Annotated in this window: 23 protein-coding genes and 1 pseudogene; 14 read left to right on the top strand and 10 right to left on the bottom strand. The window is 73.5% G+C overall.

Going from position 1 to position 25,853, the window contains the following annotated elements:
* Positions 1-19: 19 nt before the first annotated feature.
* On the bottom strand, positions 20-811 hold the full coding sequence (locus P2424_RS20265; protein WP_276477177.1) for a TetR family transcriptional regulator: 792 nt from the start codon (positions 809-811) through the stop codon (positions 20-22).
* Between the two features lie 101 nt (positions 812-912).
* Positions 913-2,697 carry a 3-hydroxyacyl-CoA dehydrogenase gene (locus P2424_RS20260; protein ID WP_276477176.1) on the bottom strand — a complete coding sequence of 595 codons (1,785 nt, stop codon included), beginning with the start codon at positions 2,695-2,697 and terminating at the stop codon, positions 913-915.
* Positions 2,698-3,056: 359 nt separating this feature from the next.
* On the opposite strand from P2424_RS20260, the gene P2424_RS20255 reads away from it, so the two are divergent.
* A complete protein-coding gene (locus P2424_RS20255) occupies positions 3,057-3,641 on the top strand; it encodes a HEAT repeat domain-containing protein (protein WP_276477175.1) in 585 nt (194 codons plus the stop codon).
* A gap of 92 nt (positions 3,642-3,733) precedes the next feature.
* Here P2424_RS20255 and P2424_RS20250 read toward each other — a convergent pair whose 3' ends face one another.
* Positions 3,734-4,303, bottom strand: a complete 570-nt coding sequence (locus P2424_RS20250; RefSeq protein ID WP_276477174.1) for a GNAT family N-acetyltransferase — start codon at positions 4,301-4,303, stop codon at positions 3,734-3,736.
* 131 nt (positions 4,304-4,434) lie between these two features.
* Between P2424_RS20250 and P2424_RS20245 the strand changes: the two genes are divergently transcribed.
* A complete protein-coding gene (locus P2424_RS20245) occupies positions 4,435-4,989 on the top strand; it encodes a pyridoxamine 5'-phosphate oxidase family protein (RefSeq protein WP_276477173.1) in 555 nt (184 codons plus the stop codon).
* Between the two features lie 116 nt (positions 4,990-5,105).
* Here the strand turns inward: P2424_RS20245 and P2424_RS20240 are convergent, their stop codons facing one another.
* Together P2424_RS20240 and P2424_RS20235 are read right to left on the bottom strand one after the other, a co-directional pair.
* Complete coding sequence (locus P2424_RS20240; RefSeq protein ID WP_276477172.1) at positions 5,106-5,504, bottom strand: RidA family protein; 399 nt, start codon at positions 5,502-5,504, stop codon at positions 5,106-5,108.
* A gap of 12 nt (positions 5,505-5,516) precedes the next feature.
* Entirely contained in the window at positions 5,517-6,602 is a 1,086-nt protein-coding gene (locus P2424_RS20235; protein WP_276477171.1) for an Rv2578c family radical SAM protein, read from the bottom strand.
* 172 nt (positions 6,603-6,774) lie between these two features.
* Between P2424_RS20235 and P2424_RS20230 the strand changes: the two genes are divergently transcribed.
* The 10 genes and pseudogenes from P2424_RS20230 to P2424_RS20185 all read left to right on the top strand — a co-directional run bounded on the left by P2424_RS20230 (position 6,775) and on the right by P2424_RS20185 (position 19,293).
* A complete protein-coding gene (locus tag P2424_RS20230; protein ID WP_276477170.1) occupies positions 6,775-7,227 on the top strand; it encodes an SRPBCC family protein in 453 nt (150 codons plus the stop codon).
* Between the two features lie 326 nt (positions 7,228-7,553).
* Positions 7,554-10,295 (top strand): DHA2 family efflux MFS transporter permease subunit, encoded by a 2,742-nt coding sequence (locus P2424_RS20225; RefSeq protein WP_276477169.1) that lies wholly within the window; start codon positions 7,554-7,556, stop codon positions 10,293-10,295.
* A 271-nt stretch (positions 10,296-10,566) separates the two neighbouring features.
* A complete protein-coding gene (locus tag P2424_RS20220; protein ID WP_276477168.1) occupies positions 10,567-11,262 on the top strand; it encodes a hypothetical protein in 696 nt (231 codons plus the stop codon).
* 74 nt (positions 11,263-11,336) lie between these two features.
* Positions 11,337-12,170 (top strand): M55 family metallopeptidase, encoded by an 834-nt coding sequence (locus P2424_RS20215; protein ID WP_276477167.1) that lies wholly within the window; start codon positions 11,337-11,339, stop codon positions 12,168-12,170.
* Positions 12,163-13,641, top strand: coding sequence for a M20/M25/M40 family metallo-hydrolase (locus P2424_RS20210; RefSeq protein WP_276477166.1), 1,479 nt, complete (start codon positions 12,163-12,165; stop codon positions 13,639-13,641). The genes P2424_RS20215 and P2424_RS20210 overlap by 8 nt, the downstream gene beginning before the upstream one ends.
* 4 nt (positions 13,642-13,645) lie before the next feature.
* Positions 13,646-15,670, top strand: a complete 2,025-nt coding sequence (locus tag P2424_RS20205; RefSeq protein WP_276477165.1) for a prolyl oligopeptidase family serine peptidase — start codon at positions 13,646-13,648, stop codon at positions 15,668-15,670.
* Entirely contained in the window at positions 15,667-16,200 is a 534-nt protein-coding gene (locus P2424_RS20200; RefSeq protein WP_276477164.1) for a DinB family protein, read from the top strand. Before P2424_RS20205 ends, P2424_RS20200 begins: the two co-directional genes overlap by 4 nt.
* A 130-nt stretch (positions 16,201-16,330) precedes the next feature.
* Positions 16,331-17,023, top strand: coding sequence for a 4'-phosphopantetheinyl transferase superfamily protein (locus P2424_RS20195; protein WP_276477163.1), 693 nt, complete (start codon positions 16,331-16,333; stop codon positions 17,021-17,023).
* Positions 17,024-17,040: 17 nt separating this feature from the next.
* Positions 17,041-17,157: pseudogene (locus tag P2424_RS20190) on the top strand (AraC family transcriptional regulator); the annotation flags it as partial.
* 123 nt (positions 17,158-17,280) lie between these two features.
* Positions 17,281-19,293 carry a DUF5107 domain-containing protein gene (locus tag P2424_RS20185; protein WP_276477162.1) on the top strand — a complete coding sequence of 671 codons (2,013 nt, stop codon included), beginning with the start codon at positions 17,281-17,283 and terminating at the stop codon, positions 19,291-19,293.
* Between the two features lie 70 nt (positions 19,294-19,363).
* Here P2424_RS20185 and P2424_RS20180 read toward each other — a convergent pair whose 3' ends face one another.
* The 3 genes from P2424_RS20180 to P2424_RS20170 form a co-directional block, all read right to left on the bottom strand.
* Positions 19,364-19,726, bottom strand: a complete 363-nt coding sequence (locus P2424_RS20180) for a VOC family protein (protein WP_276477161.1) — start codon at positions 19,724-19,726, stop codon at positions 19,364-19,366.
* Between the two features lie 84 nt (positions 19,727-19,810).
* Positions 19,811-20,620 carry a methyltransferase domain-containing protein gene (locus P2424_RS20175; RefSeq protein WP_276477160.1) on the bottom strand — a complete coding sequence of 270 codons (810 nt, stop codon included), beginning with the start codon at positions 20,618-20,620 and terminating at the stop codon, positions 19,811-19,813.
* Between the two features lie 71 nt (positions 20,621-20,691).
* A complete protein-coding gene (locus tag P2424_RS20170; protein ID WP_346660108.1) occupies positions 20,692-21,219 on the bottom strand; it encodes a CBS domain-containing protein in 528 nt (175 codons plus the stop codon).
* 482 nt (positions 21,220-21,701) lie between these two features.
* Here P2424_RS20170 and P2424_RS20165 point away from each other — a divergent pair, with 482 nt between their 5' ends.
* Complete coding sequence (locus P2424_RS20165; protein WP_276477159.1) at positions 21,702-22,976, top strand: aminotransferase class I/II-fold pyridoxal phosphate-dependent enzyme; 1,275 nt, start codon at positions 21,702-21,704, stop codon at positions 22,974-22,976.
* 342 nt (positions 22,977-23,318) lie between these two features.
* The gene (locus tag P2424_RS20160; protein ID WP_276477158.1) at positions 23,319-24,359 is read left to right on the top strand and encodes an MBL fold metallo-hydrolase; all 1,041 of its coding nucleotides are present in this window, start codon (positions 23,319-23,321) and stop codon (positions 24,357-24,359) included.
* A 49-nt stretch (positions 24,360-24,408) separates the two neighbouring features.
* On the opposite strand, the gene P2424_RS20155 is transcribed toward P2424_RS20160, so the two are convergent.
* Positions 24,409-25,074 carry a VTT domain-containing protein gene (locus P2424_RS20155; RefSeq protein ID WP_276477157.1) on the bottom strand — a complete coding sequence of 222 codons (666 nt, stop codon included), beginning with the start codon at positions 25,072-25,074 and terminating at the stop codon, positions 24,409-24,411.
* Entirely contained in the window at positions 25,071-25,847 is a 777-nt protein-coding gene (locus tag P2424_RS20150; RefSeq protein WP_276477156.1) for an MBL fold metallo-hydrolase, read from the bottom strand. The genes P2424_RS20155 and P2424_RS20150 overlap by 4 nt, the downstream gene beginning before the upstream one ends.
* Positions 25,848-25,853: the final 6 nt, after the last annotated feature.

Below are 25,853 nucleotides of genomic sequence, written 5' to 3'. Positions count from 1 at the left end.
CGCGGGGCGGGGCGGGCGGTCAGTCCCCGGAGAGCGCGCGTTCGATGGTGGACATGATCTCCCCGAGGGGTGCGTCCGTGCGCGCGACGGTCACCAGCACCTCGTCCCGCCGCGCCACGGAGGCCGCGGGCTGCTCGCCGGACGGGCGGTGCGCGCCGAAACCGGTGCCGAACGTCCGCCGTACGATCGCGAAGGCATGATCGAGCTGCGTCATCACGTCACCCTCGGCGCCCGAGCGCAGCCAGCGCCGCAGCACATGGTTGTGCGCGGTGACCACCGCCGAGGCGGCCACCTCCGCGAGCAGCGGCTCGTCGTAGCCGCTGACGCCGTCGCGGTGCGCCTCCTCGTCGAAATGGCCCAGCAGATAGCGGGTGAACAGCCGCTCGTAGCGCGCCACCGAGGCGATCTCCCGCTCCCGCAGCGCGGGCACCTCGCGGGTGAGCTTGTACCGCTCGACACTGCCCTTGGGGGAGGCGGCGTACATCTTCATGACTTCCTTGATGCCCCGGCACACCGTGTCCAGCGGATGCTCGTGCGCGGGCGCGGCCTCCAGCACGGCCTGCGCGCGCACGAGGGTGTCGTCGTGGTCCGGGAAGATCGCCTCTTCCTTGGAGCGGAAGTGCCGGAAGAACGTGCGCCGCGCCACCCCCGCGGTGGCCGCGATCTCATCCACCGTGGTGGCCTCGTAACCCTTCGTGGCGAAGAGCTCCGTGGCGGCGGCGGCCAACTCACGGCGCACCCTCAGCCGCTGGGTGGCGGCGCCGCTCGCACGCTGGCCGGTCGTACGGGAGTTCTTCTCGGGCTCTGGCATGTGGTGAACGCTACACGCCGTGACGGGGTCGGGGGGCGGGCCGTGGGGCAGGCCGCCGGCCGACGGCTCCAACAGCCCGCCCCACCCGGCGATACCGCCGGTCACCGGCGTGCGTACTCGCGGAAGCCGCGCCCCGTCTTCCGGCCCAGACAGCCCGCGGCGACCAGGTGCTCCAGCAGCGGTGCGGGCGCCAGCCCCGGGTCGCGGAACTCCTCGTGCAGCACCCGCTCGATCGCGAGCGAGACGTCCAGACCCACCACGTCCAGCAGCTCGAAGGGCCCCATCGGGTAGCCCCCGCCGAGCTTCATCGCGGCGTCGATGTCGTCCAGCGAGGCGTAGTGCTCCTGGACCATCTTCACGGCGTTGTTCAGGTAGGGGAAGAGCAGCGCGTTGACGATGAAGCCCGCGCGGTCGCCGCAGTCCACCGGGTGCTTGCGGACCTTCCGGCACACCTCGCGGACGGTGGTGTGGGCGTGCGGGTCGGTCAGCACCGTGCTGACCACCTCCACCAGCTTCATGGCCGGCGCCGGGTTGAAGAAGTGCATCCCCATGACGTCCTGCGGCCGGGCCGTGGCGCGGGCGCAGGCCACCACGGGCAGCGAGGAGGTGGTGGTGGCCAGCACCGCCCCCTGCTTGCAGACCGCGTCCAGCCGTTCGAACAACCGCCGCTTGACCTCCAGGTCCTCGGCCACCGCCTCGACCACCAGGTCGGCCTCACCCAGCGCGTCCAGCGAACCGGCCGGGGTGATCAGCGCCAGCGCGGTGTCCCGGTCCTCGGCCGTCATCCGGCCCTTGCGGACCGAGCGCTCCAGCGACCGGGCGACGCGCTCCTTGGCGGTCGCCGCCTTCTGCTCGCTGCGCGCCGCCAGCACCGTCGGGTAGCCGGACTTGGCGAAGACCTCCGCGATACCCCCGGCCATCGTTCCCGAACCCACGACACCCACCGCCGCGACGGGGCGGCCCGGCGCGCGTTCGGCCGCCGCGTCGGGGGTGAGCGCGTCGGGCAGCACCTCCGAGCTGCCGGGCGCCGCGTAGGTGTAGAAGCCGCGGCCCGCCTTGCGGCCGGTCAGCCCAGCCTCGCTCAACTGCCGCAGGATCGGCGCGGGAGCGTGCAGCCGGTCGCGCGACTGCTCGTACATCGCCGCCAGCACGGTGCGTGCGGTGTCGATCCCGATCAGATCGAGGAGGGCCAACGGGCCCATCGGCAGACCGCACCCCAGTTGCATGGCGGAGTCGATGTCCTCGCGGGTGGCGTAGCGGGACTCGTACATCGCGGCGGCCTGGTTCAGATATCCGAACAGCAGCCCGTCGGCGACGAACCCGGGGCGGTCACCGACAGCGATGGGATCCTTGCCCAGGTCCCGGGCCAACTCGGTGACCGCGGTGATCGCCTGCGGTGAGGTGAGCACCGAGGAGACGATCTCCACCAGCTTCATGGCGGGCGCCGGGTTGAAGAAGTGCAGCCCCAGCACGCGTTCCGGCCGGTCGGAGTCGGCCGCCAGCCGCGTCACGGAGAGCGCGTTGGTGCCGGTGGCCAGGACGGTGTCCGGCTTGACGACGGTGTCCAGTTCGGCGAACACCTGGCACTTGGTGTCGTAGTCCTCCGGCACCACCTCGATGACCAGGTCCGCCTCGGCAGCCGCCGCGAGGCCGGTGAAGGTGCGGAACCGGGCCAGTACATCCCGGCGCTCGCTCTGCGTCATCCGCTCGCGCTCCACCGAGCGCGCCGTGGAGGACTCCAGTGCGGCGACGGCGTGCCGAGCGGCTGCTTCGTTCGTGTCGATGCCGATGACCTCACGCCCGGCGCGGGCGAGAATATCGGCGATGCCGGTACCCATCGTGCCGAGGCCGACGACGGCGATCGTGCGCAGGGGAGGACGGTCCATCAGGGGACTCCAGAGGGTGTGACACTGGCCCTTGCAGGGGCACGGGTGATGAGGGTGAGGGTTTCGTGCACTACCGGGCGCGCGGGCGTACGTACGCGCGGGGCAGGGGAGTTACCGGTCACGCCCCGCTGCGCGGCCCTGTCCCGGGGCCCGGTCACGAGGCGGCCCGTACGGCTCCGACGCGCTTCAGCGCGTGCCGGGTCCGCTGCCGAACCGACGTCACTCTCGGCGGCTGCGTCACCAAACCGCCTGAGCGGGGATACCGCTCTGATGAGCACCTTAACTCGTGGGTAACCATAAAGCCAGGGGTAGGAACACTTCCACCGCTGGGGAACTCAGCACGTGAAGGGGGAGCCGGAGTGGCCGACGCGTTCCGAACGCTGATCGACCGTGTGCGGCCCGAGGCCGAGCCCGTCGAGTACGCACGCCTGGTCACGTTGGCCAGGCAGCGCAGCACGGAGGCGCGCGACCAGCTCGCCGCCGTACTCGTGGAGAGCGAACGGCCCCTGTGGGCCCGCGAGATCGCGGCCTTCGCGCTGGGCAGCGCGGGGGACCGGAGGGCCTTCGAGACCCTCGTCTTCATGCTCAACTACCGGGACCCGGTCTGCTGCTCCAGTGCCGCCCAGGCGCTGGAGCGGCTGCGCGACCCCCGCACGGCCAAAGCCGCTGCAGCCCTGGCCACCAACGAACTGCGCACCGCCTACGCGCTCTACCCGGTCCGGCTGCTGACGGCTCTGCGCGCCCCTGAGTCGGTGCCCACCCTGATCAACGTGCTCCAGCGCCTCCTGATCGGGCCCCTGCACTACTGGCCGATCGCCGAGGCGTGCGTCGTCGGCCTCGGAGCCCTGGGCGACAGGCGCGCCATCCCCGTCCTCGAAGCGGCGGCCCGGCACCACCGGCTGTCCCCCTCCGCCAAGGCGGCTCTGGCGCGGATCCCCGGCTGAGCGGCCACGGGCCGGGGCCGGACCCCGCTCCGGCCGGCTGTGTCCCCGGCGGCCCCGGTGTCCGGCGGCCCGGACTGTCGCGGACGGCACACCTACCCGTGGTCCCGCCGTCCGGTCCCCGCTTCCGGCTCCCGGCCCCCGCCGAGGACGGTGAGGTAGCGCACCTCGGGGACCTCCGCACCTCCCACCTCGAACCCCGAGGTGTGCCCGTCCGGGGCGAAGCCGGCCCGCTCGTAGAAGCGGCGCGCACGAGCGTTGCCCTCCAGCACCCACAGGAACATCCGCGGGCAGCCCCGCGCGGCGGCATCTTCCAGCACCGCCGCCATGAGCAGCCGGCCCACCCCGGTGCCGATGTGGTCCGGGTGGACGTACAGCGCATAGAGCTCCTCGTCACCGCCGGGCGGTCCGGGGCGCGGGGTGTCGCCATGGGTGCGCCGGGGCCCGGCCGCCGCCCATCCCGTGACCTGCCCGCCTCCGGCCCCGTCCGCGGCCACCAGGTTCCGCACCACTCCGCGGCCGGCCGTGAAGAAGCGCCGCCGCCGCGCCGCCTCCGCCGCCGGTGACATCGCGTCCAGATACGTCTGCGGCACCAGCCCCCGGTACGCGCTCCGCCAGCCGCGCACCCGCACCTCCGCCACGGCCTCGATATCGTCCTCGGTCATCTCCCGCACATGCATGTGCCGAGCGTGCTCCCACGGACCCCGGGACCGCACTGCCTTTTCCCGGCCGTCCCACCCCGCCCGCCGTCGGATACCCGACAGGAGGTGTCCGGTTGCCTCGCCAGAGTGGGCGCATGACGACGACACACACCGCCACGGAAGCCCCCTCCGGTCCCGGTGCGAGCTGGGCTGGATTCGAACAGGTGGAGCCCGACCTCGCGAGTACCGTGCGCCGGCGGTTCGGGCAGTACCGCCATCACGTCCTGGCCACCCTGCGCGCCGACGGCTCGCCGCGACTGACCGGGCTGGAAGCGGACTTCCGGGCGGGCGAGCTGTGGCTGGGGATGATGCCGAACTCGCGGAAGGCACTCGATCTGCGGCGGGACACTCGCTTCGCGCTCTTCGCCAACCCCGGTTCCGGAACGGGAATGGGCGGGGGAGACGTCCGGGTCTCCGGGCGCGCGGAGGAGGTGACGGATCCGGCCGGACTCGCCCGTTGGGCCGCCGGTGCACCGGACGGAGAGCTGCCCGACGTGTTCCACCTCTTCCGGGCAGTGGTGGCGGAGGTCGTGCACGTCACCATCGAGGGCGAGGAGATGGTCCTCCGTACCTGGCACCCCGTGCGGCGGTCGCGCACGGTCAGGCGCGGCAACGACGACGTCCCGCCGCGTGTGGATCCGGCCGGCTGACGACGCCGCAGCCCGCTGTGCCCGGCGTCTGTGCCCGGCGTTCCCACCGGTGCTCCGGCGCCCGGTCCTTGCGCGGCCGGCGCGTGGGCGTGCCCCCGCGCCTGGGGTGGCCAGGGTCAGGCGGGGGACACGGCGAGCGCCTCGATCTCGATGAGCAGTTCCGGCCGTACGAGGCCGGCGACCTGCACGGCGCTGCACGCGGGGAGCCGCCCGGGGTCGAGGTGCCGGTCGCGCACGGTACGCAGTGCGGGCATGACGGCCAGGTCGGTCACGAAGAAGGTGAACTTCACGACGTCGCCGAAGCCGGCTCCGGCCGCCTCCAGGCAGCGCCGCAGATTGCCGAACACCTGCTCCGCCTGGGCCTCGGGGTCGCCCGCACCGACGACCTCGCCGTCCGCGTCGAGCGCCACCTGGCCGGAGACGGCGATGAACTTGCCCTCCGCGAGGACGACATGGCTGTAGCCGTTCCCGGGCGCGAGGCCCTCGGGGGCGGTGATGTGGGTGAGCGATGACATCCCGGCATGCTCTCAGAGCAGGGTGAGCTGAGTGCAGCGGTTTTCCGCCGCCGACTCCTCACGGGCGTCCCCGCTGCCGCCGCTGCTGCTGCCGCCGTCCGCCGGAGCGGGCGGCGCCGTCCGCCGGGCGGTGCCGGGGCCCGCGGGGCCCACGCCGTACTCGGCGGCGAGTTCGTGCACCTGCCGGGTGATGCGGCGCTGATACCACTTGGGTGCGTACGCACCGTCCGCGTAGAGCGCCTCGTAGTGCCGCACCAGCCCCGGGTGGTGCTGGTGCAGCCAGCGGAAGAACCACTCGCGCGCCCCGGGCCGCAGGTGCAGCGCGAGCGGTGTGACGGAGGACGCCCCGGCGGCGGCCAGGGCCCGGACCGTGGTCCGCAGTTGTGCGGGGGAGTCGCCGAGGAAGGGAATCACCGGCGCCATCAGCACCCCGCTCGGGATGCCGTGCTCCGTGAGCCGTCGTACGACATCCAGCCGCCGCTGCGGCGCCGGGGTGCCCGGCTCGACGGTGCGCCACAGCTCCTCGTCGGTGAATCCGACCGACACCGAGACGCCGACGTCCGTGACGGCCGCGGCCGAGCGCAGCAGGTCGAGGTCGCGCAGGACGAGGGTGCCCTTGGTGAGCAGGGAGAAGGGGTTGGCGTGGTCGCGCAGGGCCGTGAGGATGCCCGGCATCAACCGGTACCGCCCCTCCGCCCGCTGGTAGCAGTCGACGTTCGTGCCCATGGCGATGTGCCGGCCCCGCCAGCGTGGGCTGCTCAGTTCCTTGCGCAGCAGCTCGGGCGCGTTCACCTTGACCACGATCTGGGTGTCGAAGCCCTCACCCGGGTCGAGATCCAGGTAGCTGTGGGTCCGGCGGGCGAAGCAGTAGACACAGGCGTGCGAGCAGCCGCGGTAGGGGTTCACCGTCCATTCGAACGGCATGCGCGAGGCGCCGGGCACCTTGTTCACCAGGGTGCGGGCCCGGATCTCGTGAAAGGTCATCCCTCGGAACTCGGGGGTGTCGAAGGTGCGGCGCGTCACGGCGGAAGCGCCGAAGAGGGCGGGCGCCGCGTCCCGGCTGTGCTCGTCGGTGTCCTTGAGCTCGTCCCAGCGCATGCGCGGCCTCCTCGGTGGTGGTGTCGCGTCCTTCTTGCTCCACTGTTGCTCTCCGTGGTTCCAGAATAGAACACGCGTTCGTACGGAAAGTGTCAAGCTCGATTTGGGGAGCCGACCCGGGGGTGATTGGCTGGCCACCCCGATCACAGGCCGTCCAGTCACAGGAGGAGTCATGGCGCAGGTCGAGGCGACCACGCAGCGGGAGATCGCGGCCGGACCCGACGAGGTGTTCGACGCGCTCGCCGACTACAGCGGGACCCGGGCCGAACTGCTCCCCGCGCCCTTCAGCGAGTACGAGGTCAGGGAGGGCGGCGACGGCGAGGGCACGCTCGTGCACTGGAAGCTCCAGGCGACCAGCAAGCGCGTCCGGGACTGCCTGCTCGACGTCACCGAGCCCGCCGACGGCGAGTTGGTGGAGACCGACCGCAACTCCTCGATGGTGACCACCTGGCGGGTGACCCCCGGCAGTCGGGAGAAGACCGCCCGGGTCACGGTGACCACCGTCTGGAACGGCGCGGGCGGCATCGGCGGCTTCTTCGAGCGGACCTTCGCGCCCAAGGGGCTGGCCCGCATCTACGACGATGTGCTCCAGCGGCTTGCCGCCAGGACGGAGCAGGGCGGCTGACCGTCCGCCGCCTCTCGGCACGCGCGGCGCGCCTCACCGGATCGGGTGGTTTCCGGTGGGGGGCGCCGCTGCCGCAGACGGCGGTCCGTCACAGGAAAACCCCTGATCGGCAGCCCGACAGGCGCCCCGGGCAACCGAATTGAGCCCCATCCGTCCCACGACGCGCACCTGAACCGTACTTGAACGCGCTTGTCGTGCAATGCGAGAAATACTCCCCCAGAAGCAGCGGCAAGGGGAGTGGGATGGGCGGTACCGGCGGGGCGACCCTCGACACCAGGGGTGACGGAAACCCCGTATCCGGCAGGGGACTTCAGCACTCCGGACCCGTGGCCGCCGCAGCTCCGGCCGCGGTCGAGGTCACCGTGGAGCTGCCGGGCCGGCCCGCGGCCCCGGCAGCGGCAACGCCTGTCCCGGCGCCCGCGCCGGGCCCCGCCGACCCGCTGACGACCCCGGGCGCCTCCCCGGCAGGCGCAGGTGCCGCGTCGGCCGGGCCGGCGGAGTACGGATCGACGGGCTCCGCCGCCCCGGGGTACGGAGCGGTCCGGCCCGCGCCGGCGGCCGCCTCCGGGGGCGACCTGGCCGACGCCCGAGCGCCGCACCCGACCCAGCGGATCCCGCGGGAAGCTCCGCAGGGCGCCGCAGCGCAGAGCACGGCCCAGGAGGCCACGGCCCAGGGGGCCACGGCCCAGGAAGCCGTGGCCCAGGGGGCCGCGGCGCCGGACGGCGGCCCGCCGCACGCGCTGCTGTCACCGCGCCGTCTCCGGCTCGTCTTCGGGGCGCTGATGCTGGCCATGCTGCTGGCCGCGCTCGAGCAGACCATCGTGGCCACGGCTCTCCCCAAGATCGTCGGCGAACTCGACGGCCTGCGCCGGATGTCCTGGGCCGTCACCGCCTACCTCCTGGCCGCGACCATCGTGCTGCCCGTCTACGGCAAGCTCGGCGACCTCTTCGGCCGCAAGGGCCTCTTCCTCTTCGCCATCGGCGTCTTCACCGTCGGCTCAGCCCTCGCCGGGTGGTCCGGTTCCATGGAGGAGCTGATCGTCTACCGCGCCGTGCAGGGCACCGGAGCCGGCGGACTGATGATCGGGGTGCAGGCGATCATCGCGGACGTCGTACCCGCCCGCGACCGCGGCCGGTACATGGGCCTAATCGGCGCCGCCTTCGGGCTCGCCTCGGTGGCCGGTCCGCTGCTGGGCGGCTGGTTCACCGACGACCTGTCCTGGCGCTGGTGCTTCTGGTTCAACGTCCCGGTCGGCCTGCTCACTCTCCTGGTGACCGCGCTCGCCCTCACCCTGCCCAGGCCCCGGGTGCGGCCCCGGCTCGACATCCTCGGCGCGCTGCTGATGGCTGCCTTCTCCACCTGTCTGGTCCTGCTCACCAGTTGGGGCGGCACGACCTACGACTGGGGCGACCGCGTCATCCTCGGCCTGGCCACCGGCGCCGTCGTCAGCGGGGGGCTCTTCCTCGTCGCCGAGCACTACGCGCCCGAACCCATCCTTCCGCTTCGGCTGTTCCGGGACTCCGTCTTCAACGTCACCGGTCTGGTGGGCGCGGCCATCGGTATCGCGCTCTTCGGCGCCGCCAGCTATCTGCCCAGCTTCCTGCAGATGGTCGAGGGCGTCAGTGCCACCACCTCGGGACTGCTGATGCTGCCGCTGATGTCCGGGGTCGTCGTCTCCTCCCTGCTCTCCGGCCAGCTCATCACCCGCACCGGGCACTACAAGGTCTTCCCCGTGCTGGGCTGCGCCCTCTCCGCCGAGGGGATGTGGCTGCTCTCCAAGCTGGACGCGGACACCTCGCGGCAGATGTTCGGCATCTGGTCGGGCATCCTCGGTCTCGGAATCGGTTTCGTGCTGCCCGTGCTGGTGCTGGCCGTGCAGAACTCGGCTCGGGCCACCGACATCGGCGCGGCCACCAGCGCCAACAACTACTTCCGGCAGATCGGCGGCAGCATCGGGGCCGCCCTGTTCGGCACCCTGCTCGCCCACCGGCTCGCGGACGCGCTCGCCCGGAAGCTCCCCCGGGACCAGGGCGAGTTGCCCGACCCCGACTCCCTGACCCCGCAACTCGTGCGCGCACTGCCCGCACCGCTGCGCGACGGCTACATCGAGGCGTACGCGGAAGCGATGCCGCGGATCTTCCTCTACCTCGTTCCGGTGCTCGTCCTCGGGCTGGCACTGTCCCTCTTTCTCAAGGAGAAACCACTGGTGTCCCAGCACACGTCCGTGCCTCCGGCCCGCAGCGCCGAAGCACCCGCAGCATCCGCGCCCGACGGCGCCGGCCCGCAGCCCGCGCCGGCGCCCTACGCCGCCGGTGTTCCGGTCTGCGGCGCCGTGCGGCACCACGACGGCACCGCCGTTCCCCGCGCGGCGCTCACCCTGGTGGACACCGCCGGACGACAGATCGGGCGGGGGGCCACCGGTGAGGACGGGCGGTACGCGCTGAGCACCCCAGGTGAGGGCTCCTACGTACTGATCGCCTCGGCGGGCGGGCACCAGCCGCGGGCGGTCAGCGTCAGCGTGGGCGAACGCCCCGTCGACCTCGACGTGGTCCTCGGCGGGGCGGGCCGGCTGGCGGGCAGTGTGCTCACGGCCGACGGCAACCCCGTCAAGGACGCCATCGTCACCCTTACCGACGTGCGCGGCGAGGTCGTCGCCACCACCCGCAGCAGCCGGGAGGGCGGCTACGTCATCTCCGAACTGGTCGCCGGTGAGTACACGCTGGCGGCCAGCGCTCCCGTCTACCGCCCCGCCGCCCTCCCGGTCTCCGTCCAGGCGTCCCGTGAGACCAGGCAGGACGTCGAACTCGCCGGTGGCGCCGTGCTGCGCGGCACCGTCCGGGCCTCCGGCGGGCGGCCCGTGGAGGACGCGCGGGTCACCCTGCTGGACGCCGCGGGGAACGTCGTCGACACCGCGACGACCGGCGCCGACGGTATCTTCCGCTTCGTCGACCTGGCCTCCGGCGAGTACACGGTGGTGGCCGCGGGCTATCCGCCGGTCGCGACCGTGCTGCAGATCGCGGGCGGCGGGCGCACCGAACGCGACCTGCAACTGGGGCACGAGGACTGACAGACCGGAGTGACCGGACCGTCGGAAGCGCTCGGCCTGATCGGAGCGACGGGACGGGCCGGAGAGACCGGAGCGACCACCGACCGGGCAGCCCCCGGCGCGGCTTCCCGACGCGCCGGGGGCTGTCGGCGGGGTGGTCGACGCGCTGACCGCGCCCCCGTCGCGTCCCCCGTTCGGGCGTTGCCTCTCCCGCCGTTTCCGTCCGGCTCTACGGTGGTGAGGGCTGCCCGGCGTGGCGGGAGCGGCCGCCGCCGGAAGAGAGGACTGGTTCATGGGAAGCGAGCCGGACGCTGACCGTGGGATCCGCCGGACCGGTCCCTGCGCGCTGGAGACCCTGGTCGCCGTCCGCGGCTGCCTTCCACTCGCGGCGGTCGGCATCGGCGTGCGGGGCACCGTCGTGCACTGGGGCAGTGGCGCGAGCGCGCTGTTCGGACACCGCCGCAAGGACGTGCTCGGCGCCCCGGCGGCCGACATCCTGCCGGTGACGGGCGCGTTGAACGCCTCCGCACGTGCGGGTGATCACCACTGGCTCGACGGGGCCGGAGACCTGACGGGGTCCGGCGCGGCCATGGCGGGGCGGGCCCGCGTTCGGGTGCCCGGTCGGGGCCGTGCCGACGTGCTGTGGTGGAGCTACCCGCTGGCCGCTCCCGCGCCCGTACGGCTGTTGGTGCTCGCCACCGGTACCGCCCGGCTCCAGCGGCAGCGGGCGCTGCGGGGGGCCAGGGTCGTGCCGTCGTTCGGCCACCACCGCTGGTTTCCGGAGGCGACCGAGCTGGGCGCGCGACTGCCGCGGCTCCTCGGCCGTCCGGCCCGCGCGGCGGCGGCGCCGGCAGCCTCCCGGATCCGGGAACTGGGCTGCCCCGTGGTGGAGGTGCATCGGCCGGCGAGCCCGGACGATCCCACGCTCGCGGCGTGGAACGCGCAGGTCAGCGGGAGATGTGGGGAAGATCCTCGCCTGCCCGGGTGAAATCGGCTGGTGTGGACCAGTGGAGTTATCCACAGGGGTGTCATGGCGGTTGGCCACGGCGTAACGTGCCGGGCATGAAGATCCTCATCAGCGCCGACATGGAGGGCGCAACGGGAGTCACCTGGCCGGCGGACGTCCTGCCGGGAACCCCGCAGTGGGAGCGCTGCCGGTCGATGTTCACCTCGGACGTGGACGCCGCCGTCCGGGGTTTCTTCGAGGCGGGCGCTGACGAGGTACTCATCAACGAGGCCCACTGGACGATGCGCAACCTCCTGTTGGAACAGCTGGACGAGCGGGCCGAGATGATCACCGGTCGGCACAAGGCGTTGTCGATGGTCGAAGGCATCCAGCATGGCGACGTGGACGGCATCGCCTACATCGGCTACCACACCGGTGCCGGCAGCGAGGGCGTCCTCGCCCACACCTACCTCGCCAACTCCCTGACCGGCGTGTGGGCCGACGGGGTACGGGCCGACGAGGGCCGCCTCAACACCCTGGTGGCGGCAGAGTTCGGCGTCCCCGTCGTGCTGGTGACCGGCGACGACCGCACCGTCGAGGACGCCAAGGGTTATGCGCCCGACGCGCTGGGCGTCGCCGTCAAGGACTACGTGTCGCGGTACGCCGCGGTGTGCCGCCCTCCGGCCCGTACCGCGGCCGATATTCGGGATGCCGCCCGGCGTGCCCTCCCGCTGGCCGGGCGCCGCACTCCGCCGGAGCCCGAGCCGCACACCGTGGAGCTGGAGTTCGACGCCGAACACCTGGTGGGCGCTGCCACCGTGGTGCCCGGTGTCGAGCGCTGCGGCGAACGCCGTGTGGCCTTCACCTCGGCCGGAGCCTACGACATGATCCGCTGCTTCAAGGCCGTCACGACCGTCGTCTCCGCCGCAGTGGAGGAACAGTATGGCTGAGCGGGCAGCACGGGAAGAAGGCGGAAGGGCAGCTCCGGCGGACGGCGGACACCTCGACGCGCAGGTCTTCGACGAGGTGGTGCGTGCCACCTCCGAACTGATCCGGCTCGACACCACCAACCACGGCGCAGGAGAGGGCAACGAGCGCCCGGCAGCCGAGTACGTCGCCTCCGCGCTGGCCGATGCGGGAATCGAACCCCGGCTGCTGGAGAAGAAGTCCGGCCGGACCAACGTGGTGGCCAGGATCGAGGGCACCGATCCGGCAGCCGGGGGACTGCTGCTGCACGGCCACCTCGACGTGGTCCCGGCCGAGCCCGCCGACTGGACAGTGCACCCCTTCTCCGGAGAGGTCCGCGACGGCGTGGTGTGGGGCCGTGGCGCCATCGACATGAAGAACGCCGACGCCATGGCCCTCTCGCTGGCCCGCGCCTGGGCCCGGGCCGGGGTGCGGCCGCCGCGCGACATCGTCCTGGCGTTCACCGCGGACGAGGAGGACAGCGCCGAGTTCGGCTCCGACTTCCTGGTGCGGGAGCATCCCGAACTCTTCGAGGGCTGCACCGAAGGCATCAGCGAGTCCGGCGCCTTCACCTTCCACGCCGGTCCCGGAATGCGCCTCTACCCCGTGGCGGCCGGCGAACGCGGCACGGCCTGGCTCAAGCTGACCGCGCACGGCCGGGCGGGACACGGCTCCAAGGTCAACCGCGCCAACGCCGTCAGCCGGCTCGCCGCCGCCGTCCACCGCATCGGCGAGCACGAATGGCCGGTGCGGCTGACCCCGACGGTGCGGGCGGCGCTCGTCCGCCTCGCCGAACTGCACGGGCTGCGCCCGCTCCGCCCCGATGCGCCGGACGCCGAGGTGGACGCGCTGCTCGCCGCACTCGGCCCGGCCGCCGCGCTGGTCGAGCCGGTCGTGCGCAACAGCGCCAACCCCACGGTGCTGGAGGCCGGTTACAAGGTCAATGTGATCCCGGGGACGGCCACCGCGCGGGTGGACGGCCGCATGCTGCCCGGCGCCGAGGAGGAGTTCCACGCCACGCTCGACGCGCTCACCGGCCCCGACGTGGACTGGCAGTTCCAGCACCGGGAGATCCCGCTCCAGGCACCGCTGGAAACGCCGCTGTTCGCCGCCATGACCGAGGCGCTCGAGCACTTCGACCCGGGCGCGCACGCGGTGCCGCACTGCATGTCCGGCGGCACCGACGCCAAGCAGTTCTCCCGGCTCGGTATCGCCGGCTACGGCTTCACCCCGCTCAAGCTCCCCGAAGGCTTCGACTACCAGGCGCTGTTCCACGGCGTGGACGAACGTGTGCCCGTGGAGGCGCTGCACTTCGGCGTCCGTGTCCTGGACCGCACCCTGCTCGGCACCGCAGCGCGGTCGAGCGCCCCCTCTCGCTCTTCCGCCACCGGCGGCGACCCGGCCGGCGACGACCGCAGGGCCGGCCGTGACACCACGACCCCGTCAGGAGGCTGACCCCATGCCCGTCCAGGCCCCCTACGGCACCTGGCCCTCTCCGATCGACGCCGGACTCGTCGCCGCGCACGACGGGCGACCCGATTTCCTCGGTTCCGTCGGCGGCGAGCTGTGGTGGACCGAGCCGCGCCCCGAGGAAGGCGGCCGGCGCGCTCTGCTGCGGCTGCCTGCCGACGGGCGGCAGTCCCCGGTCAGCGTGCTGCCCGCACCTTGGAACGTGCGGAACCGGGTGATCGAGTACGGCGGTCTGCCCTGGGCCGGTGCGGCCCGCAGCAGCGGTGGGCCGCTGATCGTCTTCACCCACTTCGCCGACCAGCGGCTCTACGCCGTAGAGCCCGACGCCGCCGACGCCGCGCCCCGCCCGCTGACCCCGCTCTCCGACGTCACCGAGGACGGGCTGCGCTGGTGCGATCCGGTGGTGCTGGTCGAGCGCGGTGAGGTGTGGTGCGTACTGGAGGAGTTCACCGGTGAGGGCCCCACCGAACTGCGCAGGGTACTGGCGGCCGTACCGCTGGACGGTTCGGCCGCCGCCGACCGTGGCCGAGTACGGGAGCTGACCGGGGACGGCGACCGGTTCCTGGGCGGCCCGCGGCTCTCCCCGGACGGCGAGCGCCTGGCCTGGCTGGCGTGGAACCACCCCGCGATGCCGTGGGACGGTACCCGCGTGATGACCGCACGGATCAGCGGTGACGGCAGCCTCGAACCTCCGCGTGCCGTCGCGGGCGGTCCCGAGGAGTCGGTGGCGCAGGCGGAGTTCGCCTCCGACGGCACGCTGCTGATCGCCTCCGACGTGAGCGGCTGGTGGAATCTCCGCCGGGTGGATGCGGGGGCCGCCGAAACGGACGGCTCCACACCGCGGGGAGTGCCGCTGTGTCCGCGCGAGGAGGAGTTCGCGGGGGCCGCGTGGAAGATCGGACAGCGCTGGTTCGCACCGCTGCCCGGCGGACTCGTGGCCACGCTGCACGGACGGGGCGCGCAGCGGCTGGGCGTCCTGGACGCGGAGACGGGCGAACTGGTCGACGCCGCCGGCCCGTGGACCGAGTGGGCGCCCTCGCTCGCTGTCGTCGATTCCCGCGTCGCCGGGATCGCGGCGAGCCCTCGGACCTCCTACGAGATCGTCGAACTGGACACCCGTACCGGCCATACGGTCGTAGTGGCAGCGCACCACGAGGACCAGGTGGACCCGGCCTACTATCCGGAGCCGCAGAGCCGCACCTTCACCGGGCCCGACGGCCGCGACATCCACGCCCACCTCCACCCCCCGCACCATCCCGACCACACCGCACCCGCGGGGGAACTGCCGCCCTATGTGGTGTGGGTGCACGGCGGACCCACCAGCCGCTCTCCCCTGGTGCTCGATCTGGAGATCGCCTACTTCACCTCGCGCGGCATCGGCGTGGCGGAGGTCAACTACGGCGGTTCCACCGGCTACGGGCGCGCATACCGCAACCGTCTCCGGCAGCAGTGGGGCATCGTGGACGTCGAGGACTGCGCCGTGGTGGCCCGCACCCTCGCGGCGGAGGGCACAGCAGATGAGGCGCGGCTCGCCATCCGGGGCGGCAGCGCGGGCGGCTGGACCAGCGCCGCGTCGCTCACCTCCCCGCTCGCGGAGGGCCTGTACGCCTGCGGCACCGTCACCTATCCCATCCTCGACCTGACGGGGTGGGCCACCGGCGAGACGCACGACTTCGAGTCCCAGTACCTGGAGTCCCTGGTCGGCCCGCTCGCCGAGGTGCCGGAGCGGTACCGCGAGCGCTCCCCTTTGCAGCACGCGGACCGGACGACGGCTCCCTTCCTGCTGCTCCAAGGGCTGGACGATGTGATCTGTCCGCCGGTGCAGTGCGAACGCTTCTTGGAGCAGGTCAAGGGGAGGGGAGTCCCGCACGCCTATCTCGCCTTCGAGGGTGAGGGGCACGGCTTCCGCCGTGCCGAGACGATCGTGCGCGCGGTGGAGGCCGAACTCTCGCTCTACTGCCAGACCTTCGGCCTGGCGCGGGAGGACATCACCCCGGTGGAGCTGCGGCCATGAGCATTCCGCCGCTGCCCGCAGGAGAACCAACCCCCACTTTGGCCGACCCACACGGCCTGCTGGAGGGGTATCTCGACTACTACCGCGGCACCTTGCTCCGCAAGGCCGCCGAGCTCTCGGAGGAGGAGCTGCGCGCCGCCCGCCTCCCCTCGGGCTGGACACCGCTGGAGCTGGTCCGGCACCTCCAGCACGTTGAACAGCGCTGGCTGAACTGGGGCTTCATGGCCGAGCCGGTACCCCACCCCTGGGGCGACAACGGCACGGGCGAAGCCGCGGGCCGCTGGCAGGTGCCCGAGGGGACGAGTACCCAGGAGGTGCTGGAGGCGTACTCGGCGCAGTGCGACCGTTCCCGGCAGATCACGGCCGGCGGGCAACTCGACCGGCGCGCGGCGGCCGGCGGCCGCTTTCCCACCGAGGCGGAGGCACCCACGCTCGCCTGGATCCTCTTCCACCTGCTCCAGGAGTACGCGCGCCACGTCGGGCAGCTCGACGTGGTGGTGGAGCTGGCGGGCGGCGGAACAGGGGAGTAGCGCTGTTCCCGAGCGGATTGCGGAGTTGTGCCCGCACCCGCCCGCCTGTCGGCCGTTATCGCTGCCGGGGCGGGGTTTCGGTAGCTCGAAGGAGCAGCGCCACACTCGTCTGTTCGGGTACGGTCACGGCATGACGAGCGTCGCACCCGGTATCGATGGTCCCGCCAGCTCCCCGGCCGTTCACGTGCTCCGGGTCTCGGAGCAGGCCGCCGCGACCAGGGTTCCCGGTGCGCTCGCGCCGCTGTCCGAGGCGGAGCGGGAGCGGGCCGCAGCCTTCGTCCGGCCCGCGGACCGTGACCGCTACCTCGTCGCCCACCTCGCGCTGCGCAGGGAGTTGGGCGCGCTGCTCGGTCGGGACCCGGCGCAGGTGCGGTTGGCCCGTGCGGACTGCCCCGTGTGCGAGGGCCCGCACGGGCGGCCGATCGTCCCCGGCAACCCGGTGCACTTCTCCCTCTCGCACGCGGGGGACGTGGTGCTGCTGGCCTTCGCGGCCGTGCCTGTCGGGGTGGACGTCGAGGAGTTCCCCACCGCCGGGACGGCGCGCGAGACGATGACCGCCCTGCACCCCCGGGAGCAGGCCGAACTGGCGGCGGTTGCGGACACCGCGGCGCTGCCGTCCGTGTTCGCGCGCTGCTGGACCCGGAAGGAGGCGTATCTGAAGGGCACCGGGACGGGGCTGGGTGAGGACCCCTCGATCACCTACGTCAGCGCGCTGGAGGATCCGGCCCCGGTGCCGGGGTGGCGGCTCGCGGATCTTCCGGCGCCGCCCGGCTACGCGGCCGCGAGCGCGCTGCGGCAGATCACCGCGCACGAGGCCGGGTGAGCGCTCGCTCCGTGCGGGGCACCCCCGTCACCGCGGTGGCGGGTGCCGTCGGCTGTGCCACCCCCAGCGCCTTCACCGCCATGTTCCGCCGCGCACTCGGCACCACACCCCGGGACTGCTTCGGGCCCTCATGAGCGCGGCGCGGTGCCGCCGGCGGAAGGGATCTGGCGTGTGGCCGACGGAGCGTGTTCCATGGTCATCGGGGGGTCCCGGTCAGGCGGCGGCGCCCGTGGAGGTATGGAAGAAGCGAGGTTGCCGTGGCCACGACCGTACGACGCAGCACCCGGACCCTGCCCGCCGCGCCGCTCGGTCCCGAGAACCCGCTGCCCGCCCTGCTGCCGCGGGACGAGGCCCATGTCCTGGACGGCCCCGAACGCGCCGCGCTACCGCCGGAGATGGCTCGCCAGGTGGGCTACGCCCCGCTGCGGTCGGTGCTGCCCACCCGCGTGCTGGACGGCTACGGGCGGCAGCGTACCCCGACCGCGCTCGAGACGATCGTCCTGGAGAACGCACGACTGCGTGCCACCGTCCACCCGGGCCTCGGCGGCCGCCTCGCCTCTCTGTTCCACAAGCCGACCGGGCGGGAGCTGCTGTATGCGAACCCGGTCTTCCAGCCCGCCGACTTCGCCCTCAACGGAGCCTGGTTCTCCGGGGGCGTCGAGTGGAACATCGGCGCCACCGGCCATACGACGCTCTCCTGCGCACCCCTGCACGCGGCCCGGGTGCCCGCGCCCGGCGGAGACGGTGCGATGGTGCGGCTGTGGGAGTGGGAGCGGCTGCGGGACACCCCGTTCCAGGTCGACCTGTGGCTGCCGGAGGAGTCGGACTTCCTCTACGTCGGTGCCAGGATCCGCAACCCGCACCACCGCACCGTGCCGGTCTACTGGTGGTCCAACATCGCGGTGACCGAGACCCCGGGGACGCGGGTACTCGCTCCGGCCGAGGAGAGCTGGTACTTCGCCTACGAGCGCACGCTGCGCCGGATACCCGTGCCCGAGTGGGAGGGCGTCGATCTGACCTATCCGCTGGGCAGTCGGTTCCCCGCCGACTACTTCCACGAGGTACCCGCACGCTCGCGGAAGTGGATCGCCGCCCTCGATGAGGCGGGGCAGGGCCTGGTGCAGACCTCGACCGACCTGCTGCGCGGCCGCAAGCTGTTCGTCTGGGGTGCCGGACCGGGCGGCAGGCGCTGGCAGGAGTGGCTGTCCGAGCCGGGCACACCCGGGTACGTGGAGATCCAGGCGGGGCTGGCCCGCACCCAGCTCGAACACCTGCCGCTGGAAGCGGGCGGCGAGTTCGCCTGGCTGGAGGCGTACGGTCCGCTCGGCACCGATCCGGAAACGGTGCACGGCGCGGACTGGGCCGCGGCCCGCGCGCACACCGAGGAGCGGCTCGAGCGCGCGCTGCCGCGCGGGGCGGTGGAGGAGGCATACGCGGCCTGGCGGCCCTGCGCGGACGTCGCCCCTGAAGGGGGGCCGGCCGACGGCTGGCTGGCATCGGGTTCGGGCTGGGGGGCGTTGGAGGTGGAGCGCGGCGGTTTCACCCTGCCCGGTACGCCGTTCCCGCCGGAGACCTTGGGCGAGGAGCAGCGGCCGTGGACCGCGCTGCTGCACACCGGCGCACTGCCCGGCGGTCCGGACCATCTTCCGCCGGGGCCCACGCTGGTGGCACCGGAGTGGCGCGAGCTGCTGGAGTCCGCCGACGCGGATCCGAACTCCGCGGTGGCGGGCGCCGCCTCACGGCGCGAGGTGGACTATCACCTGGGCGTCGCGCAGTGGCACGCCGGTGACCGCTCGCAGGCGGTGCGCAGTTGGGAGCGGTCCCTCGAGCAGGGGGCGCGCTGGTTCGCGTTGCGCTGCCTGGCCGTCGCCGATCGGGAGGAGGGCAACGACGCCCGTGCGGCGGAGCGCTGCCTGGCGGCCGTGCACGACGCACGCGGGCGGCTCGCCCCGAGCGACCCGCTTGCCGAGGCGGCACTCACCGCTCTCGTGGCGGAGGCGGTGGAAGCGCTGCTGGCCCAGGACCGGGCGCAGGACGCCGAGCAGGTGCTGACGAGCCTGTCCCGGCAGCAGCAGGAGCGTGGCCGCTGCCGACTGCTGCGCGCCCGGGTCCTGCTGGCGCAGGGCGACACCGCGGGTGCCCGTGCGCTCTTCGAGGCCGGTTTCGAGGTCGAGGACCTCCGGGAGGGCGAGGAGGTGCTGAGCGACACCTGGGCGGCGCTCACCTCCGATCCGCTCCCGGCCCGGTACGACTTCCGGATGCGGCCGTAGGGACCGGAGGGGCGGGAGAGGCTGCCGCACGCGCTCCCGGTGGAAAAACCGCACCGGGAGCGCGGTGCTGCTACTGCTCGGCAGCTTCCTGCTTGCGGTCCACGTACTCGAACACGCTGCCGTCCGGATGGCGGGCGACCAGATTACGGCCGATCGGGGTGGCCTTGGGTCCCGCGATGATCTGCGCCCCCACGGTGTGCAGATCCGCCAGCGCGTCGTCCACGTCCTTCACCGCGAGGGTCGCCTTGACCTTGGCGAGCACGCTGAGATGCTCCTCGGGCCCGCTCATCAGGAAGAAGGGACCGACCGCCGCGACCTCCACGGGACCGTTCTGGAAGCGCATCGCCTCCGCACTGGCCAGCCGTTCGTACACCGGCACGGCCGCGTCCAGATCGTCGACGCAGATACGCAGCGAGGTCCCCAGGATATCCATGGCACCACCCTAGAACGGGACCGCCCGACCCGCCGAACCGCGGTGCGCGAAGGCGCAGTTGCCGCCGGCCGCAGCCGCGGCCGCTCACGCGCGGCAGAGGATCTCGCCGTGCACCACCGTGAACCAGCCGTCCTCCTCCCGTCCCCAGGTCCGCCACGCCTCCGCGATCCCGCGCAGTTCGTCCTCGTCGGCCAGGCCGCCGTCGACGGCGAGTGCCGCGTAGCCGGAGGCGACGGTGCGGTCGGCCCACAGCCCGCTCCACCAGGCACGTTCGTCCGGCGTGCTGAAGCACCAGGTGCTCGTGGTGACGGTGATGTCGCTGAAGCCCGCCGCACGGGCCCATGCGTGCAGCCGCCGTCCGGCATCCGGGGTGCCGCCGTTGGCGTGCGCGACCCGCCGGTAGAGGTCCAGCCAGGCGTCCATGCCGGGGGACTGCGGGTACCAGAACATGCCGCCGTAGTCCGCGTCCCGGACCGCCACCACTCCGTCGGGCGCGCACACCCGGCGCATCTCGCGCAGTGCGCCCACCGGATCGCCCACGTGCTGCAGCGTCTGGTGGGCGTGCACCACGTCGAAGTCGCCGGTCGTGAAGTCGAGCGCGTGCACGTCGCCGGTGGTGAAGGCGGTGTTGGTCAACCCGCGTTCGTGGGCGGTGGCGCGAGCCTGGTCCAGGATTCCGGACGCCGCGTCGAGGCCGGTGACCGAACCCTGCGGCACCCGCGCTGCCAGGTCCGCCGTGATGGTGCCGGGTCCGCAGCCGATGTCCAGGACCCGGTGGTGCGGACGCAGCTCGTCGAGGAGGTAGGTGGCGGAGTTGGCGGCGGTGCGCCACCTGTGCGAGCGCAGGACGGACTCGTGGTGGCCGTGGGTGTACACGGCGGTCTCGTGTGCCATGCGCGCACTGTAGCCCGCTGTCTCGCTACGCGAGCAAGAATATTCCGCAATATGGACGGTCGGCGGCTCGCTCACCCGGCGTGCGGCGGATTGTCCTCGTGCCCGGCGGGCGGCCTCACCTCCGCACCGCGAGGTGCTCCGGTGCCCTCGTCCGCAGCCCCGCCGACGTCCGGTTCCGGTCCGGAGTCCGGCACGGCACGGCTGATGTGGGCCAGGAGCGACTCCGGATCGCTCTCCCGCACCAGGTCGCCGATGCTGACCATCCCGGCCGGCCGACCGCCGTCCACTACCGGCAGTCTGCGTACCGCGTGCGTACGCATCAGTTCCACCGCCGTCCGCAGCTCCGTGTCCGGCGAGACGGTCACGGGGTCGCGAGTGCAGGCCGAGAGGCAGTTCACGCTCAGCGGGTCCACCGCGTCGGCCACCGCACGCAGGGTGATGTCCCGATCGGTGAGCAGCCCGAGCAGTCTGCTGTCCTTCACCACCAGCACGTCCCCGATGTCCTGTGCGCGCATCAACTGGGCGGCCTCCACCAGGGACGCGTCAGGACGCACCGTCGTCGCCGCGGGCGTCATGATGTCTCGCACCAACCGCGTCATGTTCCTGTCCTCTTCTCCGGGTCGCCCCGTCCGCGCCGTGTGCTCCCACACTCCGTGGAACAGAACGGCGTACCCGCCGACGCGCCGCCGACACCCCTGCACCGGGCGGGAGCCGGGCCCGACCGGATCGATGTCGCCCCGACCGACGCTTCCACCGCCGGGCGCGCTTCCACTCCCCGGCGCGCTTCGACTACCGGACCGTCGTGCACGGGTGCCGCCCGGGCCGGCCGCTCGCTGCTCTCACCCGTACCGGCCGGATCGCCCGCACGTCCGGCTCCCGGCGCCGTCGTCCGGCCCGCCGCCATCCGGCCCCGGCGCCGGTCGGCTCCGTCCCGGTCCGTGGCCCCTGTCCCGACCCCGCGGCCCGGCGCGCCGCCCGAGCCGTGTCCGGCGAAACCGTACGTGTCGGCGCTGCCGGTGCCACCGCCTTCTGCGAAGGTGTACGCAAGAAAGGTTGTCCGATAAGCGGCGGAGGTCACGTGATGCGGCGCACGGACCAGAGCGGGGGAGGGTGCGCCGAGCTGCTCGCCGTCCCGTCCGTGGCCGCCGTCCGCGCGGCCGCCTGCGCGTACTGGCACCGCCGCGGACTGCCGACCGACCCTCCGCAGGTCGCCGTGGCCCCCGGCGCTCCGCTGCTGCTCCTCACCGTGCTGGCGGCCGCGGCCGGTGCGCCCGAGGGCGGCGGCGAGGGCCTGCGGGCGCCCGGCAGCGTACTGCTTCCGCATCCGTGTCCCTCCTGGCACATGGCCCAGGCGCGACAGCTGGGCCGGAGGGTGCACACTGTTCCGGTGCCCGCGGAGTGCGGCGGCATCCCGGACCCGTTCGCGCTGCTGGAGGCGGTCCGCAGGTCCCGCGAGGCGGGAGAGGTCCCGCACACGCTGGTGCTCTCCGTCGCCGACGACATCACCGGCACCGCCCCACCGCCCGAGCTGCTGCACGAGGTGTGCGAGGCCGCCGTCACCGAGGGACTGCTGATTGTCAGCGACGAGACCTGGCGCGACACCTCCCACGACCCGCACGACACCGTCGTCGTCAGCCCGGCCGAGATGCTCACCGAGGCGGGCCGGGCCGACCATGTGGTGGTGCTCGCCGGACTCGACGCGATGGACGACGCGCCGCCGGCAGGCCCTCGCCACGGAGAGTCGCCCCCGAGACCGTTCCCGGGGATCGCCCGGTTCGCCGCCACGGAGCGCGGTCGGACGTTCCGCGAACGTGTGCACCACCTGCTGGCCGAACTCGGCACCGGGCTGCCCGGCCCGGTCGCGGCGGTGGCCGCCGCCACCCTGCGGGAGCCTCCCGAGCTGTTGTCCCGACGGGACGAGGCGGCCCGGTTGCGTGGCGAGTCGGCCCGCGCGCTGCACCGGGCCGTCACCGCGACGGGTGCGGTGTGCCGCCCGCCGCACCTGGGCCGCCACCTGTACGTGGACCTCGACCCCTTCCGGCCGCGCCTGGCCGCGCGGGGTGTCACCGACGCAGCACGACTGGAGGCCGAGCTGGTGCGGCGGCTGGGCCCGTGCGCACGGGGCGGGCACCGCTTCGGCGACGACCCGGGAGAGCTGCGGGTGCGGCTGGCCACGGACCTCCTGCCCGGTGCGGCGCGGCCCACCGAGCAGGACGGGGGTGCGGGCGAGCCGGTGGCCGCGGGGACGAGCGGGGCGACCGCGCGACCGCATCCGCAGGAATGGCCGGGAGCCGCCGCGACGTTTGCACAGGTGCAGTCGGTGCTGGTCGACCTCACGGATGGGAGTTGTCAGTAGATGACCGAACGGACCGGGCAGCGTTCCGAGCCCTCCCCCGCCTCGCCCCGGCCGGACGGGGCCGCCGCCTCGGAAACCTCCGGACCGGCCCGGGCTCCCTCGGCCCAGACCCCGTCAGCCGGAACCCCGGCCCGGAGGCCGTCGGGGCCGTCCCCCGCGACGCCCGCCGCGGGGGCATCCGACGCGTCCGGTGTCTCCGGCGCGTCCGGGACCGAGTCCTCCGAGGCCGCCGCCCGGCCGGATACCGGGGGAGACGGCGGAGAGGACGGTGTCCAGCCGGTCGCCGAGAGGCCCGCGGCTCCGCCCTGCGCCGGGGGAAGCACCCGGTCCGGTCCCACCGACGTGCTCCTGCAGCCGCCCCCGCCCGCCCTTTCCCCGCCGCGCCCGGTCGGTGCCCGTCGGATCTGGCCCCGCTCCTTCGCGCACCGGCTCACCTCGCCGCTGCCCGGTGTCCGGGCGCTGGCCAGGCTCGCCCGCGAGGGTGCGATGCGGCCGGTCGCGACGGCCCTCGCCGAAGAGGTCCCGCAGCTCCCCTTCGCACCGGGCCCGCTTCCCGGGCCCGGGCCTGACGGCCTGTCGGTCACCTGGGCCGGGCACGCCAGCTGGGTGGTGCGGATCGGTGGCCTCACAGTGCTGACCGACCCGGTCTGGTCGCGGAAGATCCTCGGCACTCCCGCCCGTATCACCCCCGTCGGGGTGGCCTGGCAGGACCTGCCGACGATCGACGCCGTCGTCATCTCGCACAACCACTACGACCACCTCGACGCTCCCACCCTGCGCAGACTGCCGCGTTCCACTCCGCTGTTCGTCCCGGCCGGGTTGGGTGCCTGGTGCCGCAAGCGCGGTTTCACCACCGTCACCGAACTGGACTGGTGGGAGGGTGCCGAGCTGCCCGTACGGCGGGACGGCTCGGCACCGGAGGGCAGCGGCAGGGCCCGGGTGCGCTTCGACTTCGTGCCCGCCCACCACTGGTCCAAGCGCACCCTGACCGACACCTGCCGCTCCCTGTGGGGCGGCTGGATGCTGACCGACCCACAGGGACAGCGCGTGTACTTCGCGGGAGACACCGGGTACGGGCACTGGTTCGCCGAGATCGGCCGTCGCTTCGCCGGTATCGATCTGGCGCTGCTGCCCATCGGCGCCTACGATCCGCGCTGGATGCTGCGACCCGTGCACACCGATCCGGAGGAGGCCGTGCGCGCCTGCCAGGACGTGGGCGCGCACAGGATGGCACCCATGCACTGGTCCACCTTCCTGCTCTCCGGAGAGCCCCCGCTGGAGCCGCTCACCCGGGTACGGAAGGCCTGGGCCGAGGCGGGGCGCCCCCGCGAGGACCTGTGGGATCTCCCGGTGGGAGCCTCCAGGGTCCTGGAGGCGGCGTAGCTTCCGGGACGAAGCGCCGCCCCCTGCCACCGGACGGCCCGCAGCACGGCTACTCCGAGGCGCGTGGCCCGCGGAACCGGCGCCAGACCGCCGGGGCGGCGCTCAGGAGCAGGGTCAGTGCGACAGCCGCCGCGATCCCCTCCCAGGGCTGGGGGAAGAGGGAGCCGCCCGCGACGCCGACGAGCTGGTAGGCGGCGGCCCACGCCAGGCAGGCCAGGACGTCCCCGCGGGCGAATTCGCGCATCCGCATCCGGGCCAGCAGGCAGGCGAGCATCACGGGGATCCGTCCCGCGGGGATCAGCCGGGAGACGACGAGCACCGTCACCCCGTGCGTACGCAGCCGGGCGTCGGCCTGCGCGAGCCGTTCGGGGGCGGCCCGCTCGCGCAGCGCCGTCAGCCAGCGGGAGCCGTTCCTGGAGCCGACGCCGCGCCTGCCCAGCCAGTACAGCCCCAGGTCGCCGAGGAAGGCGGCGAGCGAGGCGACACCGAAGACGGCGAGCAGCGCGAGCACCGGCACGCTCTGGTGGAGCGCCACCACGGCGGCCCCGCTGACCAGCGCCCCCGTCGGGACGACCGGCACCAGTGAGCCGAGCACCACCAGCAGGAACAGTGAGGGGTAGCCCAGCGCCTGCTGGGTGGACTCGGGCGGCCGCACCACCGCCTCGGAGACGGTGTGCACGACCGCGCCGAGGCCGTCGGGGAGCGCACCGGTCATCTGTCCGCCTCCAGCCGCACGCTCTCCCCGTGCCCCAGCAGGTGTACCGCGACCTCCGGCGCGGGCCGCGCCGCCAGCCGCTTGAACTCGGTGCCGGGGGAGTGGAACTCGTGCGGCCTGACCGCGTCCATGCCCACCGGCCAGTACGTGCCGAAGTGCACCGGCACCGCGCTGCGCGGGCGCAGCCGGGCCAGCGCCTCGGTGGCGCGGCCCGCGTCCAGATGACCCTCGCCCAGGAAGGGGCCCCAGCCGCCGACCGGCAGCAGCGCCGTGTCCACGGCCCCGACCGCTTCCGCCATCCCGTCGAACAGACCGGTGTCCCCCGCGAAGTAGGTGCGCTCCTCGCCCGCCACCACGAACCCCAGGGCGGGAGCCGTGTGCCGGCCCAGCGGCAGCCGCCGCCCGTCGTGCGCGGCGGGGACGGCCCGGACGGTCAGCGGGCCCGCCGCGACCTCGTCGCCCGGGACGACTTCGACCAGCTCCAGCACCCGCGCCAGCCGCCGCAGACCGGGCACGGCCCGCAGCGCACCGCGCGGCACCAGCACTCGGGTGCCCGGCGCGAGCATGGCGAGCGAGCCGAGGTGCAGATGGTCGGCGTGCAGATGGGAGACGAGCACCAGGTCGGCCCGCGCCGCGTGCGGTGGCGGCAGCGCCCCGCGCCGACGGCGCAGATGGGCGAGCCGGCGTACCAGCAACGGGTCCGTCAGCACCGTGACCCCGGAGTCCCGCACGGTGGCGGTGGCATGTCCCCACCAGGTGACCTCGACCGGCACGTGCGC

Origin of the sequence: Streptomyces sp. WMMB303, assembly GCF_029351045.1 — a bacterium.
Lineage (GTDB): Bacteria > Actinomycetota > Actinomycetes > Streptomycetales > Streptomycetaceae > Streptomyces.
The sequence above is the reverse complement of the archived record's forward strand: the minus strand, read 5'-3'. Positions and strand labels throughout refer to the sequence as shown.

Excerpts from the sequence above, each read along its gene's own strand:
- P2424_RS20260 (WP_276477176.1), bottom strand. The coding sequence starts at position 2,697 with ATGGACCGTCCTCCCCTGCGCACGATCGCCGTCGTCGGCCTCGGCACG.
- P2424_RS20155 (WP_276477157.1), bottom strand. The coding sequence starts at position 25,074 with ATGACCGGTGCGCTCCCCGACGGCCTCGGCGCGGTCGTGCACACCGTC.
- P2424_RS20200 (WP_276477164.1), top strand. The coding sequence starts at position 15,667 with ATGAGCATTCCGCCGCTGCCCGCAGGAGAACCAACCCCCACTTTGGCC.
- P2424_RS20165 (WP_276477159.1), top strand. The coding sequence starts at position 21,702 with ATGCGGCGCACGGACCAGAGCGGGGGAGGGTGCGCCGAGCTGCTCGCC.
- P2424_RS20230 (WP_276477170.1), top strand. The coding sequence starts at position 6,775 with ATGGCGCAGGTCGAGGCGACCACGCAGCGGGAGATCGCGGCCGGACCC.
- P2424_RS20170 (WP_346660108.1), bottom strand. The coding sequence starts at position 21,219 with ATGACGCGGTTGGTGCGAGACATCATGACGCCCGCGGCGACGACGGTG.
- P2424_RS20250 (WP_276477174.1), bottom strand. The coding sequence starts at position 4,303 with ATGACCGAGGACGATATCGAGGCCGTGGCGGAGGTGCGGGTGCGCGGC.
- P2424_RS20240 (WP_276477172.1), bottom strand. The coding sequence starts at position 5,504 with ATGTCATCGCTCACCCACATCACCGCCCCCGAGGGCCTCGCGCCCGGG.
- P2424_RS20180 (WP_276477161.1), bottom strand. The coding sequence starts at position 19,726 with ATGGATATCCTGGGGACCTCGCTGCGTATCTGCGTCGACGATCTGGAC.
- P2424_RS20245 (WP_276477173.1), top strand. The coding sequence starts at position 4,435 with ATGACGACGACACACACCGCCACGGAAGCCCCCTCCGGTCCCGGTGCG.
- P2424_RS20215 (WP_276477167.1), top strand. The coding sequence starts at position 11,337 with ATGAAGATCCTCATCAGCGCCGACATGGAGGGCGCAACGGGAGTCACC.
- P2424_RS20205 (WP_276477165.1), top strand. The coding sequence starts at position 13,646 with ATGCCCGTCCAGGCCCCCTACGGCACCTGGCCCTCTCCGATCGACGCC.
- P2424_RS20195 (WP_276477163.1), top strand. The coding sequence starts at position 16,331 with ATGACGAGCGTCGCACCCGGTATCGATGGTCCCGCCAGCTCCCCGGCC.
- P2424_RS20265 (WP_276477177.1), bottom strand. The coding sequence starts at position 811 with ATGCCAGAGCCCGAGAAGAACTCCCGTACGACCGGCCAGCGTGCGAGC.
- P2424_RS20210 (WP_276477166.1), top strand. The coding sequence starts at position 12,163 with ATGGCTGAGCGGGCAGCACGGGAAGAAGGCGGAAGGGCAGCTCCGGCG.
- P2424_RS20175 (WP_276477160.1), bottom strand. The coding sequence starts at position 20,620 with ATGGCACACGAGACCGCCGTGTACACCCACGGCCACCACGAGTCCGTC.
- P2424_RS20235 (WP_276477171.1), bottom strand. The coding sequence starts at position 6,602 with ATGCGCTGGGACGAGCTCAAGGACACCGACGAGCACAGCCGGGACGCG.
- P2424_RS20220 (WP_276477168.1), top strand. The coding sequence starts at position 10,567 with ATGGGAAGCGAGCCGGACGCTGACCGTGGGATCCGCCGGACCGGTCCC.